The organism is Microvirga flavescens (genome assembly GCF_003290125.1).
Taxonomy (GTDB): domain Bacteria; phylum Pseudomonadota; class Alphaproteobacteria; order Rhizobiales; family Beijerinckiaceae; genus Microvirga; species Microvirga flavescens.
In genome coordinates, this window is sequence record NZ_QMKH01000008.1 from 88,739 (window position 1) to 104,518 (window position 15,780).

A 15,780-nucleotide genomic window follows, 5' to 3' on the forward strand; every position below is an offset into this window, starting at 1 on the left:
ACGTGCGCGTCAGCTATCCCGACCGAGGATGTGATCCGAGATGATGCGCATCTGGATCTCGGACGTCCCTTCGAAGATCTTGGTCAGGCGCGCATCTCGCCAATGCCGCTCGACGGCGTTGAGCGTCGTGTAACCACCGCCGCCATGGATCTGTAACGCCTCGCTGGTAACGCGCTCCGACATCTCGGATGCGAAGAGCTTCACCATCGACGCCTCCTTGTCGCAGCGCACGCCCTGGTCGATCTTTTCGCAGACGACGTACATCAGCGAGCGCGCGGCTTCGATCTCAGTCGCCATCGTCGCGATCTTGAATCGGATCGCCTGGAAAGACGCGATGGCTTTGTCGAACTGCCGACGCTCCTTGGAGAACTGAATCGCGTCTTCCAACCCAGCCTGCGCCAAGCCGATCGATCGCGCTGCCGTATGAGCACGCGCCGTCTCCAGACCTGCCGTGGCGAGATAGAAGGCCCTGCCCTCCTCGCCTATCATGTTCTCGGCAGGGACCCGACAGCCATCGAACGCCAATTCCCAAGTCGTCCAACCATAATAGCCGATCTTAGGGATCGGATTACCCCGGACGCCTTGGGGCAATTGACCGCGCGGCTTTTCCACCATGAAGGCGGAAATTCCGCGATGCCGGGCCTTCGGATCGATCGTGGGATCAGTGCGGGCAAAAACGAGGATGAAATCTGCTCCATCCGCGAAAGTGCACCAATATTTGTTGCCCGTGATCTCCCATTCGTCTCCGACTCGCTTGGCGCGGCACGAAATGTTGGCGACGTCGGAGCCGGCATTCGGCTCCGAGAGCGCGAAAGCTCCGAGAAACTCTCCCCGCGCCATCCGCGGCAAGTAGACTTTCTTCTGCTCCGGCGTCATCGACTTCAGTGATCCGATCAACGCGTTGCCGCGCGCGATCATGCTCGCTACGCTCATCCAGCCGCGGGCGAGCTCCTCGGCGACGAGGCAATATTCGAGCGCGCCGAGACCCAGACCGCCATACTCCTCAGGGATCAGGATACCGAAATAGCCGAGCTCGGCCATTTCATCGATCAGCTCGCGCGGCATTTCGCCCTTCACGGGGTCGAGCTTATCGGCAAGAGGGCGCACGCGTGAGCGTGTGAACTCCCGAGCCGATTCCTGAATCATGCGGCGTTCTTCGGAAAGTTCAGGCATAGGGAGATTCCTCAGGCGGGAGTTGGCCCTGACCGAGCGAGCGTCCACCGTCGACAATCAGGACCTGTCCGGTGATGTAGCGGTTCTCTCGTGAGGCGAGGAAGGACACCGCCCGCGCGATATCCTCCGGCTGACCGATGCGGCCGAGCAGTTGAAGACTGAGCATGACCTGTTGGCGCTCGGGCGTCATGTAGTGAAGCATGTCGGTGTCGACGACACCGGGCGCGACTGCATTGACCCGGATATCGCGCGGCGAGAGGTCGATCGCCATCGCGCGCGTCAACCCGACGACCGCCGTCTTGGAGGCCACGTAATGCGCCATTTGCGGCGCGCCTGCAAAGGATCGAGACGCGATGTTGACGATGCGCCCGCCATTCCGCATGCGCCGCGCACCCTCCTGAGCGACGATGAACGTACCGACCGTATTGATTTCGAAGTTCTCGCGAAAGTCATCCTCAGTGAGGTCCTCGAAGCGATGCGTGCTCGTGACGGCCGCATTATTCACGATCACATCGAGCGGTGCGAAACGCTCCAGGATCGCGGCGATCGCCGCCCGATCACGAATATCGGCAACAAAGGATTCGACATCCGCGCCACCAGCGCGGAGAGATGATGCTACACCATGCACGTCTTCAAGACGATCAAGTGCGACAACGCGAAATCCGTCTTCCGCAAGACGTTCGACGATGCCACGGCCGATGCCCCTGGCCGCGCCCGTTACAACTGCAGTTTCCCGAGCTTCGGCCATCAATTCGCACTCCGCGCGAGTTTCATCACGTCCGTCACCGAACTTCCGTCTCCGAATGCCGTGAGGGCCCCACGCAAATCCGCCGAAATCCGGCCAAGCACGGGCTCGACCAGAGCGTCGAACTTCCGCTCCAGTTTTCTGCCCTGCCGGCGCAGATCAGTGCCCGCAACTCCGGCATCGTAGTTTGCCGTGAAGCGCTTCGCGTCGGATGTCTCGATCGTCACCTCCGCTTTTGCTTCCGGATAGGTTTCGTCGAAGACGATCGTGGCCATGTCGCGTAGACGAACGAGTTCGGGCTCCCTTGTCACCGCATCCTCGAATGTCGAGATCGCAGACGTGTCGCGACCCGCGAGCGCCATGGCGACAGTCAGCCGAAGTGAGAACTTGGCTTCGAGGCCGGTTGCCGGCTTCGCTATGTTGCAGACGCGATCTGTGACCGGAGGCACGCGGATTGCAATGGCCTGAATCGCGTTCGACGACGCGCCGTGCTGCTCGCGTAGGGTCCGGCCGGCCTCGATCGCCCCGTGGGTGAGGTAGCAGGAAGCATGGTACTTGAAGAGATTGTTTCGGATGTGATGGTCGAAAGGCGCTTCGAGCATCGCGACTTCCGGATTGAAATTCGCGCTCTGGGTCGCCGCGAGCCCCTGCTCGCATTCGAGAACGTCCTGACGACTCGTGAACCCCCGGGCCGCGAGCCGCGCCGCCTGCAGGCCATTCTGAGCCGCACGACCCGCATGCAGCGGTTTGCACATGGTGCCGAACATCGATTTCAAGCCTGACGCCGTCGTCGCCGCGATGCCGTAGGCCGTCGCCGTGGTCTCGGCGTCGAGACCGAGCAACCGCGCACAGGCCGCCGCAGCACCGATGCTGCCGATCGTGGCGGTGGCATGGAAGCCATGCCCGTAATGTCCCGGGCTCATCAGCGCCCCGGTGCGGCACACGACATCATAGCCGGCGACGAAGGCGGTCAGAACTTCGTTCGGTTCGGCGTCAATTTCTTCCGCGAGAGCAAGAAGTCCCGGCAGCAGCGCCACGGTCGGATGCCCGAGGATCGCCAGATTGACATCGTCGAAATCAAGGGAATGCGACGCCGTACCGTTGATGAGCGCCGCATTCATGGCCGAACTGCGCTCGGGCGAACCGACGAGGGACGCGACTGGCGCGGCGCCATCGGTTAGGATCTCGTCACGCAGAATGCGGACCGCCGGTTCCGCGGCTCCAGGGATCGTCACGGCGAACCAGTCGAGAATGCACTGCCGCGCGAGGATGACGGCGGCCTCAGATAGATCGTCGTATTTCAGACCCGCAGCGCGCGCTGCGAGCCAGCGCGTCACCGGAGGCGGCGCTCCTGTCTGACCCATGTCAATTGCCCTTCACGCCGGGGGCGCCATAAAGTTGGCGAAGAACGACCTTATTGATTTTCCCACTCGGCAGACGCGGCAATTCATCGACGAAGACGATCGACTTCGGCTTCTTGTAACTGGCGATCTGCGTCTTGCAGTATTCGATCAACTCGCTTTCGCTCACTGTGAGCCCGTCGCCCAGGACGCTGACGGCGCGGACGGCTTCGCCCCAATACTCGTCCTTGACGCCGATCACGGCGACATCCTGGATGGCGGGATGGGTCGCGAGCGCTTCCTCAACCTCGCGGGAATAGATGTTCTCCCCGCCGGAGATGATCATGTCCTTCTTCCGGTCGACCAGATAGAGAAAACCCTGATCGTCGAGATAGCCGAGATCGCCGGTGTGGTACCATCCATCACGAAGCGCCGCGATCGTTGCCGCGCTGTTGTTCCAATAGCCCACCATGTGGCTCGCGGTGCGCGTGAGAATCTCACCGGGCTGGCCGACGGGAAGTTCGCGCCCCTCGTCGTCAACAATCTTCACGTCGACGTTGGGAGCGGCCTGACCGATCGATCCAAGTCGCTTGATGTCCTCCGGCGACCCATCGGGCTTGTGCTGACGCTTGTGCAGCGTCGTTCCTCCACCCTCCGTCATGCCATAGAGCTGAAGGAAGACGGGCCCGAGGAGCTTCAGTCCGCGTCGCAACAACGGAACAGGCATTGGCGCAGCCGAGTAGCAGATCGTATGCAGCGCGGAGAGATCGACCTCCTCGATTTGGGGCAGGTTCAGGACCGCTTGAACCATGGTCGGCGCCATGTGCGTCATGGTCACCTTTTCCCGGACGATGGCATCGAGAATCTCAGCCGGTTTGAAGTCGTGATGCAGCACCACGCTGCCCCCGCGCAGATGCATGCCCAGTTGCAGGAAGCGCGCGCCGACATGGAAGACCGGCATCATGAGCTGCAGCCGATCCGAGACGATCAGCCCGAGTTCGGTCGCCATGAGCTGGGCGATGGCGATATCACCCCGATGACTGCGCATGACACCTTTCGGCCGCCCGGTTGTACCGCTGGTGTAGATCAAGTGCATAATGTCGTCCGGCAGCGGCCGTATGGGCGCGCCCGCCGCATTGCCCGTCGCGAGTAACGTCTCGTAGTCGAGCGCCCATTCCGGAGCCGTTCCACCAAAGCACACATAAGTCTCGATATGCGGCAGGCTGCCCTTTATCTTTTCTACCGTCTCCGCATATTGTGCTTCGAAGATCAGAACGCGCGGCGTGGAATCCGTCAGGATGTAAATCAGTTCGGGTGGTGCGAGCCGGAAGTTGACGGTCGCCGCGATGAACCCCGCGAGCTCGCAGGCGCCGAACGCCTCCATGAACTCCAGTGTGTTCTGCGACAGGATTGAAACCCGATCCTGCTGTCTCAAACCCTTCTCGTAAAGGGCCGAAGCCAGCAGGTTCGCCCGTTCGTGAACGTCGCGGAACGTGACGCGTCGATCACCGTACACATAGGCTACTTCGTCCGGGAACTTATGTGCATTGTTCCTGAGAATGTCGCCGAGCGTTTCGATCATCTTTCCGCCTCCCTTTCGCCGGTGCTTCAGGCCCTAGGCAGGCCCATGCGGTTGGCGATGTTGTTCTTTTGAATGGCCGTCGAGCCGCCAATGATCGGCATCAGCAGCATGTCGCGGACATGGCGTTCCATGTCGAAGCCGCGGGCATAGCCATAGGCGCCCATGATCTTCTGGCATGTCAGAACGATGTCCAGGCCGGTCTCGCAGACGAACATTTTGGCCATGGATGTTTCGACGCTGCAAGGCAGATTATTGTCGGCGAGCCAGCAGCCCCGATAGAGCATCAAACGCGCCGCCGCGAGCTTGGTCTGCACGTCGGAGAGCATGTGACGGATTGATTGCATGGAGCAAATCCGCTGGCCAAACTGACGGCGCTGCTGGGAATATTCCCAGGCATCGTCGACTGCTTGCGCCGCAATGCCCATCGCCATCGCCGCCACCTCAAGCTTCTCGACTTCCAGGGCCGGGCCGGCGAGTTTCGACCAACCCTGGTTCCAGCCCTCCTCGCCGCCGACCACGTCCTCGATCGGAATCTCGACATTGTCGAAGGTGACGTCGTTTGTATTCAGCCCCCGCGCACCGAGGGCTGGAATATGTTGCAATGTCACACCTTTCGCCGTGGGCGGGATCAATACCAGTGACAGGTTCTTGTAACGGGCGTCGGGTTCACCGGAGCGCACCAGAGCGTAAATGTAGTCGGAGATTTCGGCACCCGAACACCAGCGCTTGTTCCCGTTGATGATGACCTTGTCGCCCCTGCGCTCGGCGCGCGTCGTGACACTGGCGAGATCCGAGCCAACATCCGGCTCGGATAGTCCATAGGCGAAAAGAAGCTCGCCGTTAGCGAGGCGCGGCAAGAGACGTTTTTTCTGCTCTTCGCTACCCGAGGCGAGGATGTTCATGCTGCCGTAGCAAGCATTCATCAAGAAGAGCGTTCCGATGACCATGGAGCGCCGCGAAAGCTCCTCGACCGTAACCATGGTGGCAAGGACGTCCCGGCCGGTGCCGCCATATTCCTCCGGCACCGTCATGCCGCACACGCCGAGATCGCGGATCTGGTCCATCAGCGCGCGCGGAACGCGGTCTTCCTCGTCCCACTTCGCCATCTGCTCGCGGGGAGCGTGCCGCTCGAGCATGCGCCGAATGCTCTCGCGAAGCATGCCGATATGTTCGGGTTCGCCGAAATCCATGGTGATCCTCCCGGTGCGCGTTCAGCGCTTGTTATCGTTCAAAGCGCAGCCGATCAGGCGCCTGTGAACACCGGCTTGCGCTTCTCGCTGAAGGCCTTGATCGCCTCGAGGTGGTCGCCCGTGCGGTTGGAGAGAGCCTCGTAGGCCATGCAGGTGTCCATCATGGAATGGGCGAGCTGCTTGAGGCCGATATTGATCGCGGTCTTCGTCCACTTGATGGACTTCATTGCACCAGACCCAATCTTCTTCGCGAAGGCGTCGACCTTTTCGTCGAGCTCGGCGGCCGGAACGGCGTAGTTGATGAGGCCCATGGCGGCGGCGTCCTTTGCGTTGATGAGGTCGCCCGTCAGGAGATATTCCTTGGCGCGTGCATAGCCGATGAGCTGCGGCCAGATCACCGCGCCGCCGTCGCCGGCGGCCAAGCCTACACGCACATGCGGGTCGCCGATGCGCGCATGATCCGCAGCAAAGATCACATCGCAGAAGAGCCCGATCGTCGCGCCGAGTCCGACCGCGTCGCCGTTCATCTTGCAGATCAGAACTTTCTCGCAATCGAGGATACCGAACACAACCTTCTTCGCTTCCATGATCGAGAGTTCGAACATTTCCGGCTTGTCGTACATCTCCTGCATGCCCGCGATGTCGCCGCCGGCGCTGAAGGCCTTTCCTGCTCCGGTCAGGATCACGACGTCGATGGAGTGGTCCATGCCGAGATCATAGAAGACCCGCGAGGCCTCTTCATGCATCGCGGCGGTCATGGCGTTCAGCACTTCGGGCTTGTTGAACGTCACCGTCATGGTGCGTCCAGCCTTGTCGAACTTGATGTACTTGTAGGCCGAGTAGTCCACCATCTTGATCCTCCCGGAAAGTAACGAGAGGTTTTTCACTCCCGTATTGTTTTCTAACAGTAGTTTGAAAAAAGTGTCGCTTCAAGTCCCACGTCGGGGCACGACGAGCGCATCGAGAGCAACGACGCCCTCGCCTTTCGGCAAGACGAGAACGGGATTGAGATCAATCGTTTCGACATCTTCGGAATGGGCGGCGGCAAAGTGCGAAATGCGCACCAGAACATCAGCCAACGCCTCGACATCGGAAGGCAGCGCTCCCCGCACGCCTGAGAGAAGCGAGCGGCCGCGAATTTCATCGATCATGCGCAGCGCCTCTTCCCGTCCGAAAGGCGCCAGGCGGAATGTCACGTCCTTCAGCACTTCCACATGAACGCCGCCGAGGCCGAACATGACTGCCGGACCGAAGACAGGGTCGCTGCTGACGCCGATGATCGTCTCCACGCCCTTTTTCGCCATGGGCGCGACCAACACGCCTTCGATCATCGCGTCGGGACGACGCCGCGCCGCGCGCTCCATCAGGGTCGCGAAGCCTTCCGCAGCCGCGGCTCGATCAGCGAGCCCGATCAGCACGCCGCCGATTTCGGTCTTATGTTCGATGTCGGGCGAGACGATCTTCATCACGACAGGATAGCCGATCGCTTCGGCCGCAGCAGCCGCTTCTTCGGCATCGGTCACAAGACGTTCGCCGAGGAATGGGATACCTGCCTTGCCAAGCAAGGCCTTTGCTGCGTGCTCGGACAAAGCCTCGCCCGTAAGCGGCTCGGCCACAGCAACAAAAGGCGCCACCGCCGCCCGGTCGAATGCCTGGATAAAGCGCGTCAAAGCTGAGAGCGCGAGAATCGCCCGGTCGGAATCCTCGAAGACCAGAAAACCGCTCTCCTCATAGGAGCGCACGACATCATCATCGCCCACCATCGAGAGCGCGATCAAGCGGTCCGGGAACCGCGAGCAACCATCGGCAATCGCCTTTTTCAGCGGACCCGAGAGAGTGCGGGTATTCGGCACGGTGGAAAAGAAGCCGATGAGCGCATCGTAACCGCCTTCATCGAGAATAACCTCCAGGTTTTTAGCCAGGAGGTTCATATCGTTCAGCGCCTGTGCCGTCGTGTCAACAGGGTTCTCAACCGATGCGAAAGGCAGCAACTCCTTGAGCTTTTTCTGAGCCGCGAGCGGCATCGGCGCGACGTCGAGGCCGTGACGCTCTGCCGCGTCGGAGATCAGCACACCCGCTCCGCCTGACAAGGTAACGACGCCGAGTTTGTTGCCCTGCGGAAAAATTCCTCGCGCGCAGGCATAGGCCACGTCGATCTGCTCCTCCGTCGTCGTCGCGCGGTGCACGCCGTATTGCCGAAAAAGAGCATCATAGATCGCATCGGAACCCGCAAGGGAGGCGGTATGTGAGCTCGCGGCCTTCGCGCCTACCTCAGACCGCCCAACCTTCATCATGATGATGGGTTTGCGGTTCCTCTGGGCGAGTTCGAGCGCCGCACGGAAACGCGCGCCGTCACGCACACCCTCGACATAGGCCATGATCACCTTGATGTCCGGCTGCGCCGCCATCCATTCGAGGCATTCGGCGATATCGACATCCGCTTCGTTGCCCGTCGTAATCCAATAATTGATGCCGATGCCGCGCCGGCGCGCCAGATAGGCGATATGCGATCCGTAGGCGCCGCTTTGACTGATGATGCCGAGTGGTCCGGGTTTCGGCATCTCCTTGTCGAGGGACTGGGTGAAGGTGCCGTAGAAGCCGATCTGCGGGTTGAAGATACCAAGGCAATTTGGCCCGAGGAGACGCAATCCGCCCGCCCGCGCGATGGTGCTGATGCGTTCCTGGATGGCGAGGCCCTCCTCGCCGCTCTCGGCGTAGCCCGCAGAGAAGATCACCGCGCCGCGCACGCCCTTCTCGATGCATTCGCTGACCGCCAGCTCCGTCAACCCAGCGGGCACCGCGATCAACACGATGTCGGGGACTTCGGGCACCGCTGCGAGCGAGGGATAGGCCTTCAGTCCCTGGACGGTTTCCCGGTTCGGATTGACGGGGTAGATCGGGCCCTTGAAGCCACCTTCGAGGAGATAGCGGACCGGGCGCCCTGAAATGCGGTTGCCGTCATCCGACGCACCCAGAATCGCCACCGATTGCGGGCGGAAAAGACTATCGAGGCTGTTGGGCGCTACATGTTTCATGGTTCGGTCCGCCTCAGAAATTAACGCCGTTCGCGATCAGGTCACGGGCGATGGTGCGCCGCTGGATTTCACTGGTGCCGTCGGGAATGCGCATCGAGCGGGCGAAGCGATAGCCCGCCTCGAGGCGCAGCTCGTTGGTCAAGCCCATGCCGCCATGCACTTGCATGCACCGGTCGAAGACGCGATTTGCTGCTTCAGTGCAATGGAGCTTGACCATAGAGGTCTCGGCCAGAGCGCGCTCGCCACGTTCGAGCTTCAACGCGCAATCGATCAGCATCGTCTCCGCCGCATAGATATCCGCCGCGCTGTCCGCGATCAGGATCTGTACCGCCTGATGCTCGCCGATGGGCGTGTCGAACGTCTTACGCACCTTTGCGTACTCCACCGCCTGGTCGAGCGCCCAACGCGCGAGGCCGATACAGGTTGCGGAAAGGCCGAGCCGGCCAGTATTGACGCCCTGCAAGGCGACTCTTAACCCCTGATCGACTGCGCCCAATCGGTGATTGTCCGCGACACGCAGCCCGTCGAACGCCAGAATGCCGATCTCCGCGCCGAGCTGTCCCATGATCGGGATTGTCGAAACGACGGAAAAGCCCGGCGATTTCGTATCGACGAAAAAGCCGGTGATGCCGCCCTTCCGTTGCGCTGCGAGTTCAGGATCTGTGACGGCGAAGATCATCGCATAGTCGGCGTAGGGACCATTGGTGATCCATTGTTTCGTGCCGGTGATGACCCAATCGTCGCCATCCCGCACGGCACGCGTTTTCATCGCGAAAACGTCGGAACCCGCATCGGGCTCGCTCAAGCCGAAACAGAGCGTCTTGTCGCCGCTGGCGAGACTCGGAAGATAGCGATCCCGAAGAGAGGGATCTAGATTTTTCAGAACTGGCGACAGCCCGTTGGTGAACGGCGATGGGATGACCACGGGATGGACAAGGACGCGGCCAGGACCACAATGGCTCGACAGACGTGCATTGAGATAGACAGCCGCCAGCGGCCCCAATCCGCCACCCCCGATCTCCTCGGGCCCGAACATCGTGTAGAATCCCTGCTCGGCGGAGCGCATACGCACTTCCCTCTTCAGGGCCTCGACCTCGGGCGTGAACCGTCCCTTTTCGTCAAAGATCGTGCGTTCGCTCGCCAGGAGCGCCTTGTTCGCGTTCTCGATCGGAACGACAACCTGCTCGACGAAGCGGGTCAGACTTTCGCCGACAGCGACAATATCTTCGGGGACATGCGTCGAATTCATTTCAGGCCTTGTCCAAGGTAAATTTTGGCAGGGTGATTTCAGGCGTCACGTCATCGAAGTGCACAGTCACGCGGTCGCCGATTCGGACGGCCTCGACATCCGCCGTGACGATATTCGTCAGCATGCGCGGGCCTTCATCAAGGGCGATCATGGCGATGACATAGGGGACATCGGCGGCAAAGACCGGACCGGCGGGCTTGCGGGCAATCGTGTAGGAATAGATCTCGCCCTTACCGCTGACATCCGTCCACTCGAGATCCGCCGAATGGCAATGCGGACATAGTTCGCGTGGATAGAAGTGATGTTTGCCACACGACCGGCAACGCGGGATCGACAGGCGGTGCTCGCGCGTCGCATCCCAGAACGGCTTCGTGCCCGGATCGATGACGGGAACGGGCTTTTCATATGTTGCGTTCTCGGACATCTCAAAACCCTCAATGGTTCGCGAGAATAACGGTGCTGCCTGAAGAGAGCGTTCCGCCGGTTCCGTGGACGAGTGCCGTTTTGGCACCTTTCACCTGACGTTCTCCCGATTCTCCACGCAGCTGGCGCACCGCTTCGATGAGCAGGAAGATGCCGTACATGCCGGGATGGCAATAGGACAGACCGCCGCCATTCGTGTTTAGCGGGAACTCGCCGCCTGGAGCGGTGCGTTGGTTGGCAACGAACTTACCGCCGGCGCCCCGTTCGCAGAAGCCAAGTGCTTCAAGAGTGAGAAGGACGGTCGTCGTGAAGCTGTCATAGCACTCGACGACGTCGATAGCGTCATGAGTGATACCCGCCATTTCAAAGGCGGCCTTGCCCGACATCTCCGCCGCCGTCAGGCGCGCGAGATCCGGCATCGCGCCGATGCTCCAATGGGTATGTGCCTCGCCATAGCCGCGAATGTTGATCGATCGGCACCCATGCGCCTTCGCATTCTCAGCCGTCGTCATTACCACCGCGCCTGCTCCATCCGTGACCAGGCAGCAATCGAGCAGCTTCAGCGGATCGGAGATGGGTGTGGATTTCATCACATCGTCGATAGAGATCGGATCACGCATCGTCGCGGCCGGATTGAGGCTTGCCCATTTGCGCGTCGCGACCGCGATCTCGGCTAATTGCTCCGGCGTGGTCCCGTGCTCGTGCATATGGCGCATTGTTGCGAGCGCGTATCCACCGACCGGCTGAGGAATGCCCCAGACATTCTCGAATTGCATGGTGAGAATAGACGGGCGTCCGCCGAGCGTCCGGCTACGTTCGCTCTTCTGCATGCTCCCGTAGACGATCAAGGCCACGTCGCAATAACCGGCCTCGATGGCCATGGCCGCATGTGCCACATGAGCTTCGAAGGCAGAGCCGCCGATGTTCGTCGTGTCGGCGAAGCGCGGAAAGATACCCAGATATTCGCCCAGCGTCACCGACGGCAACTGCCCCGGCCCTGGAACGCCCCACAATCCCGCGACGAGAAGTCCGTCGACATGCCGCATCGCGATACCTGCATCGTCCATCGCCGCTTTCGCGGCGCGCGCCTGAACCTGCAGAACGGAACCGCCACCGACGACTTTCCCATCCTTCAACGGGACATCGCCAACGCCAACAATCACTGCTTCTCGCGCCATGACTTATACTTTCCCTATCGATTCCAAGGGCTGCATGGCGGTTCCGGCGAGAACCTGCCGCTCGCCAGCTTCGCATTTCAGCCTGACTCGCGCTGCTGCGCGACCCTCGTGCGAAAGGATTTCCTCGACCACGCCCGAAATTGTCAGGACGTCACCAGCGAAGACGGGACCGATGAAAGCGACATCGATCTCGCCGCACTCGTCAAAGGTCCCTTCACTCCACGCGTTCAGCATCTGCGCAGCAAATGCGAGCGTCATCAGACCGTGCGCGATGGTACGTCCGAACGGACCTGTTCGAGCGAATTCCGGATCCACATGGATTGGGTTGAAATCGCCCGAGGCGTTCGCGTAATCGTCGATCATCTGCTGAGTGATCTGACGACTGAGCACGGGCAATGCGTCGCCCGCGACAATGGAACTAGGTCTTCCAGGAATAGAGAGGTCGGGGCTCATCGATCCTTCCCCCAAATCGAGGTGATCCGGCCGCTGGCAGCCAAACCGCCGTCGCTGCCCCGCGCCTCGAAATCCGACACGACATAAGGTCGCTCCTTGCGGACGTATTTGTCCACGACCCGCGCTTGGATCCCCAATGTTTCGCCGACTGCGAGGGGCCGATGGAACCGGATGGCCTGCTTGGCATGGATTCCGCCGGGTGGGGAGCGGCGCGCCATCAAGAGATCGATCAGGTAGACCGAGGCCATCATCGACGGGGCGCGGCGGTTGTCGCTCTCGCGGGCATAAAGGCCAGTGCCGTCTCCGGTCGCCGCGAGAAAGCCATCTACGACCGCGGCGCTGACCTCGAAAGTCAAGGGTGCCGTCGGATAGACGTCACCGATCTCGACTTCGTCATAGCGCTGAAACGGTTCCATTGTCAGACCGGCATCCAGGAGAACACGTCGCGCGACATGTCGAGCGGGATGAAAGATGTCTTGAGTGTCGGGAGAAGATGATCGCGCAACGTCTCGGGTGTCCAGCCCTCCGAGCGATGGACCGAACGCAACGGGCGTGGCTGGCTCATGAGGAAGACTTCATTGCCGCGCACCGCCAGAATCTGGCCGTTCACCGCATTCGCGGCGTCACTGGCAAGGAACACCGCGACCGCAGCGGTTTTGTCCGGGGTGAGCATCTTCAAGGTTTTCAGGCGCTCCTCCTGGTCCGGCGTGTTCGGGATCGATCCGACCATTCGGCTCCACGCAAAAGGCGAAATGCAATTGGAACGGACATTGAAGCGCGCCATGTCGAGCGCCAGAGATTTCGATAACCCGACGATGCCCATCTTGGCCGCGGAGTAATTCGCCTGACCAGGATTGCCGACGAGTCCGGAGGTCGATGTCATATGCACGAAGGTGCCGCTCTCCTGCTTACGGAAATGCTCCGCGGCGGCGCGGCTGACATTGTAGCTGCCATAGAGATGGACTTTGAGGACAGAATCCCAATCTTCGTCGGTCATCTTGTGGAAGATGGCGTCACGCAAGATGCCAGCATTGTTGACGACGATGTCGATCTTGCCGAACGTCTCGACTGCGGTGTTCACCATGGCGCGCGCCTGGTCCGCGTCGGACACCGAGCCGAAATCGGCAACCGCCTCGCCACCGGCTTCCTTGATCTCGCGAACGACTTCACGGGCTGGCGCGTCGGTCTCGTCATTCCCGTCGAGCGAGACGCCGCGATCGTTGACGACGACCTTCGCACCGTAGGATGCCATCAGCATAGCAACCTCGCGACCGATGCCACGACCCGCACCCGTTACGAGCGCCACCTTGTTTTCCAGCATCTTTTCCATTCTAAGCGCTCTCTCGATTAATGTGTCTGTAATTTCAAACTTTTGTTCGATTTTTTTGCGTCGGACCTAGACGACGCTCGCTTTCGCGTCCTGTGCCGTCCGTCAGATCATCCAGCGCCCGCCGTCGACCACGACGGATTGGCCCGTCATGTAGCGGGAATCGTCGCTGGCGAGGAAAGCCGCGGTCGCCGCGATATCCTCGGGTTCGGCGAAGAAACCGAGTGGGATCGATTTGCGGATCTGCTCGAGAATTTCATCGGAGATGCGCTCGATAACCCGGGTCTTCGTGACACCGGGACAAACCGCATTGACGTTCACCTTGAATGGCGCGAGTTCCCGCGCGAGCGAGCGCGTGAAGCCAATCACGCCCATTTTGGCGGCAGCGTATTCCGAAAGCCCGATCTCGCCCGCCATGCCGGCATTCGACGCGACATTCACGATCTTGCCGCGACCCGCCTCACGCATCGACGGCACCACCTGGCGGGATGCGATCAGTGTCGACATAAGCGAGACGTTCAGCGTGAAGCGCCAGACTTCCGAAGACGATGCGTAGAATTCGGACGCCCGTTCACGCGCGCTTTGCCCAACATTGTTCATCAGAATATCAATGAAGCCGGCCTCGGCGTAGATGCGTTTGAAGGCGTCCGTGACAACCTGTTCATCGGTGCAGTCGGCGGTGATCGCCAACACCTTCGCGCCTGCTTCACGGGCTTTCTCCGCTGTGGCGGAGAGGCCCTCCTCTTCCATATCGAGGATGGCGACGTTTGCCCCTTCTGCAGCGAAGCGCAGTGCACTTGCGCGACCGATTCCGTTTCCCGCGCCGGTGACTACGGCCAGTCTACCTTCGAGACGACGCATCGCCTTCCTCCTTCTCAGCCGCACGAACGCAGACGCGTCCGATAGACCCTCGCGAGCACAAAGTGGCTGCTTCATCGCCGCCTTCGGGCAGCTTCGAACAAAACCTAACACTCGTTCGAAACCGCTGCAAGTGCCGATTTCTCGTCCGCATTCATTTTCGCAGCGACAAAACCCGCTGAACCTCGACAAGCGCGATCTCCGAGAACTTGGAGGAGAGCGTCCCGGAAAAACCCGCACGTCCACGTCGATAGTGGACACTCACCCAGATGCTCAACTATAAAACAAACATCTGTTAGATTTTGCAACACGCCAAGCCTGCGAGAGAAAACAATCATGACAAGACGAATTCTGGTGACCGCAGCGACCGGCACAGTTGGCGGTGCTGCAATGCGGCTTCTTGCGGGCGACGCGAAATCCGGCGAGTTCGAACTGATCGGCGCAGCGCGCAGTGCCAGGAGCGCGGACCGGTTACGCGCCGAAGGCTTTGCTCCCGTCACATTCGACTATGATCGTCCCGAGACCCTACGGCCGGCGCTCGAAGGCGTCGATTCGGTTTTCCTGATCACAGGATATTCGGTCGACATGCTCATCCATTCCAAACGCCTGCTCGACGCCGCCAAGGCTGCGGGTGTGCGTCACATCGTTCATCTCGGCGCGCTTGCGCCAGACGACACGCCGCATCCTCATTTCGCCTGGCACCAGCTTATCGAGCACACGATCGAATCGATGGGGTTTTCGTTCACCCATCTGAGACCCAACTTCTTCATCGACACGGTCTGGGCAGGCTTCAAGCACAGGCCGGACCGTCTCGTCCATTTTGTGGGCGACCGAAAAATCAGTTGGATTTCCTCAGAAGATATCGCGGCCGTGGGCACAGCGGCTTTGCGCGATCCGGACAGACATAGCGGAAAGACGTATCCGCTTGCCGTCGAGGCGCTGTCCCTGACAGAGATCGCGACACTCCTTTCGGAAGTGACGCACCGCCCGGTCGAATACCGCCCGCGCGAACCCACGGAGCTTCTGCCAATCCTGCTGAAGCAAGGCATGGATCCAGTCTACGCTACGAGCCTCGCTGGCGGCGTCGCGGCAATCGAAGCGGGCAATATGCCACTTGCCGACGCCGTTTACGACACGGTCAAGAGTGTCACTGGCCGCATGCCGCTAGGCTGGCGCGCGTTTGCCGAAGCAAGAAAAGGCGAACTCACCGCGAGCTAGGCTGTAGTC

General features: G+C 60.8%; 15 protein-coding genes. 1 reads left to right on the plus strand and 14 read right to left on the minus strand.

Going from position 1 to position 15,780, the window contains the following annotated elements; genetic code table 11:
- Positions 1-9: 9 nt before the first annotated feature.
- The 14 genes from DQW91_RS14810 to DQW91_RS14875 form a co-directional block, all read right to left on the minus strand.
- Positions 10-1,173 (minus strand): acyl-CoA dehydrogenase family protein, encoded by a 1,164-nt coding sequence (locus tag DQW91_RS14810; protein ID WP_112664423.1) that lies wholly within the window; start codon positions 1,171-1,173, stop codon positions 10-12.
- Entirely contained in the window at positions 1,166-1,921 is a 756-nt protein-coding gene (locus DQW91_RS14815) for an SDR family NAD(P)-dependent oxidoreductase (RefSeq protein WP_112664424.1), read from the minus strand. Before DQW91_RS14815 ends, DQW91_RS14810 begins: the two co-directional genes overlap by 8 nt.
- Positions 1,921-3,282, minus strand: a complete 1,362-nt coding sequence (locus tag DQW91_RS14820; protein WP_112664425.1) for an MmgE/PrpD family protein — start codon at positions 3,280-3,282, stop codon at positions 1,921-1,923. The genes DQW91_RS14815 and DQW91_RS14820 overlap by 1 nt, the downstream gene beginning before the upstream one ends.
- 1 nt (position 3,283) lies before the next feature.
- A complete protein-coding gene (locus DQW91_RS14825) occupies positions 3,284-4,840 on the minus strand; it encodes a long-chain-fatty-acid--CoA ligase (RefSeq protein ID WP_198411877.1) in 1,557 nt (518 codons plus the stop codon).
- Positions 4,841-4,866: 26 nt separating this feature from the next.
- Positions 4,867-6,030, minus strand: coding sequence for an acyl-CoA dehydrogenase family protein (locus DQW91_RS14830; RefSeq protein WP_112664426.1), 1,164 nt, complete (start codon positions 6,028-6,030; stop codon positions 4,867-4,869).
- A gap of 53 nt (positions 6,031-6,083) precedes the next feature.
- Positions 6,084-6,881, minus strand: coding sequence for an enoyl-CoA hydratase/isomerase family protein (locus tag DQW91_RS14835; RefSeq protein WP_112664427.1), 798 nt, complete (start codon positions 6,879-6,881; stop codon positions 6,084-6,086).
- 78 nt (positions 6,882-6,959) lie between these two features.
- Positions 6,960-9,065, minus strand: a complete 2,106-nt coding sequence (locus DQW91_RS14840; RefSeq protein ID WP_112664428.1) for an acetate--CoA ligase family protein — start codon at positions 9,063-9,065, stop codon at positions 6,960-6,962.
- A gap of 13 nt (positions 9,066-9,078) precedes the next feature.
- Positions 9,079-10,314: an acyl-CoA dehydrogenase family protein gene (locus DQW91_RS14845; RefSeq protein WP_112664429.1), complete on the minus strand. Its 1,236-nt coding sequence runs from the start codon at positions 10,312-10,314 to the stop codon at positions 9,079-9,081.
- Between the two features lies 1 nt (position 10,315).
- Positions 10,316-10,738, minus strand: a complete 423-nt coding sequence (locus tag DQW91_RS14850; protein ID WP_112664430.1) for a Zn-ribbon domain-containing OB-fold protein — start codon at positions 10,736-10,738, stop codon at positions 10,316-10,318.
- Positions 10,739-10,748: 10 nt separating this feature from the next.
- A complete protein-coding gene (locus DQW91_RS14855; protein ID WP_112664431.1) occupies positions 10,749-11,915 on the minus strand; it encodes an acetyl-CoA acetyltransferase in 1,167 nt (388 codons plus the stop codon).
- Positions 11,916-11,918: 3 nt separating this feature from the next.
- Complete coding sequence (locus DQW91_RS14860) at positions 11,919-12,368, minus strand: MaoC family dehydratase (protein ID WP_112664432.1); 450 nt, start codon at positions 12,366-12,368, stop codon at positions 11,919-11,921.
- The gene (locus DQW91_RS14865; RefSeq protein ID WP_112664433.1) at positions 12,365-12,784 is read right to left on the minus strand and encodes a MaoC family dehydratase; all 420 of its coding nucleotides are present in this window, start codon (positions 12,782-12,784) and stop codon (positions 12,365-12,367) included. Before DQW91_RS14865 ends, DQW91_RS14860 begins: the two co-directional genes overlap by 4 nt.
- 2 nt (positions 12,785-12,786) lie before the next feature.
- Positions 12,787-13,698, minus strand: coding sequence for an SDR family oxidoreductase (locus DQW91_RS14870; RefSeq protein ID WP_198411878.1), 912 nt, complete (start codon positions 13,696-13,698; stop codon positions 12,787-12,789).
- A 102-nt stretch (positions 13,699-13,800) separates the two neighbouring features.
- Positions 13,801-14,745, minus strand: coding sequence for an SDR family NAD(P)-dependent oxidoreductase (locus tag DQW91_RS14875; protein ID WP_245411051.1), 945 nt, complete (start codon positions 14,743-14,745; stop codon positions 13,801-13,803).
- 144 nt (positions 14,746-14,889) lie between these two features.
- On the opposite strand from DQW91_RS14875, the gene DQW91_RS14880 reads away from it, so the two are divergent.
- Positions 14,890-15,771: an NmrA family NAD(P)-binding protein gene (locus DQW91_RS14880; protein ID WP_112664435.1), complete on the plus strand. Its 882-nt coding sequence runs from the start codon at positions 14,890-14,892 to the stop codon at positions 15,769-15,771.
- The last annotated feature ends 9 nt before the right edge of the window (positions 15,772-15,780 follow it).

What these genes read in the sequence shown, in the direction of transcription:
- DQW91_RS14810 (WP_112664423.1), bottom strand. Translation starts at nt 1,173, where the DNA reads ATGCCTGAACTTTCCGAAGAACGCCGCATGATTCAGGAATCGGCTCGG.
- DQW91_RS14815 (WP_112664424.1), bottom strand. Translation starts at nt 1,921, where the DNA reads ATGGCCGAAGCTCGGGAAACTGCAGTTGTAACGGGCGCGGCCAGGGGC.
- DQW91_RS14820 (WP_112664425.1), bottom strand. Translation starts at nt 3,282, where the DNA reads ATGGGTCAGACAGGAGCGCCGCCTCCGGTGACGCGCTGGCTCGCAGCG.
- DQW91_RS14825 (WP_198411877.1), bottom strand. Translation starts at nt 4,840, where the DNA reads ATGATCGAAACGCTCGGCGACATTCTCAGGAACAATGCACATAAGTTC.
- DQW91_RS14830 (WP_112664426.1), bottom strand. Translation starts at nt 6,030, where the DNA reads ATGGATTTCGGCGAACCCGAACATATCGGCATGCTTCGCGAGAGCATT.
- DQW91_RS14835 (WP_112664427.1), bottom strand. Translation starts at nt 6,881, where the DNA reads ATGGTGGACTACTCGGCCTACAAGTACATCAAGTTCGACAAGGCTGGA.
- DQW91_RS14840 (WP_112664428.1), bottom strand. Translation starts at nt 9,065, where the DNA reads ATGAAACATGTAGCGCCCAACAGCCTCGATAGTCTTTTCCGCCCGCAA.
- DQW91_RS14845 (WP_112664429.1), bottom strand. Translation starts at nt 10,314, where the DNA reads ATGAATTCGACGCATGTCCCCGAAGATATTGTCGCTGTCGGCGAAAGT.
- DQW91_RS14850 (WP_112664430.1), bottom strand. Translation starts at nt 10,738, where the DNA reads ATGTCCGAGAACGCAACATATGAAAAGCCCGTTCCCGTCATCGATCCG.
- DQW91_RS14855 (WP_112664431.1), bottom strand. Translation starts at nt 11,915, where the DNA reads ATGGCGCGAGAAGCAGTGATTGTTGGCGTTGGCGATGTCCCGTTGAAG.
- DQW91_RS14860 (WP_112664432.1), bottom strand. Translation starts at nt 12,368, where the DNA reads ATGAGCCCCGACCTCTCTATTCCTGGAAGACCTAGTTCCATTGTCGCG.
- DQW91_RS14865 (WP_112664433.1), bottom strand. Translation starts at nt 12,784, where the DNA reads ATGGAACCGTTTCAGCGCTATGACGAAGTCGAGATCGGTGACGTCTAT.
- DQW91_RS14870 (WP_198411878.1), bottom strand. Translation starts at nt 13,698, where the DNA reads ATGGAAAAGATGCTGGAAAACAAGGTGGCGCTCGTAACGGGTGCGGGT.
- DQW91_RS14880 (WP_112664435.1), top strand. Translation starts at nt 14,890, where the DNA reads ATGACAAGACGAATTCTGGTGACCGCAGCGACCGGCACAGTTGGCGGT.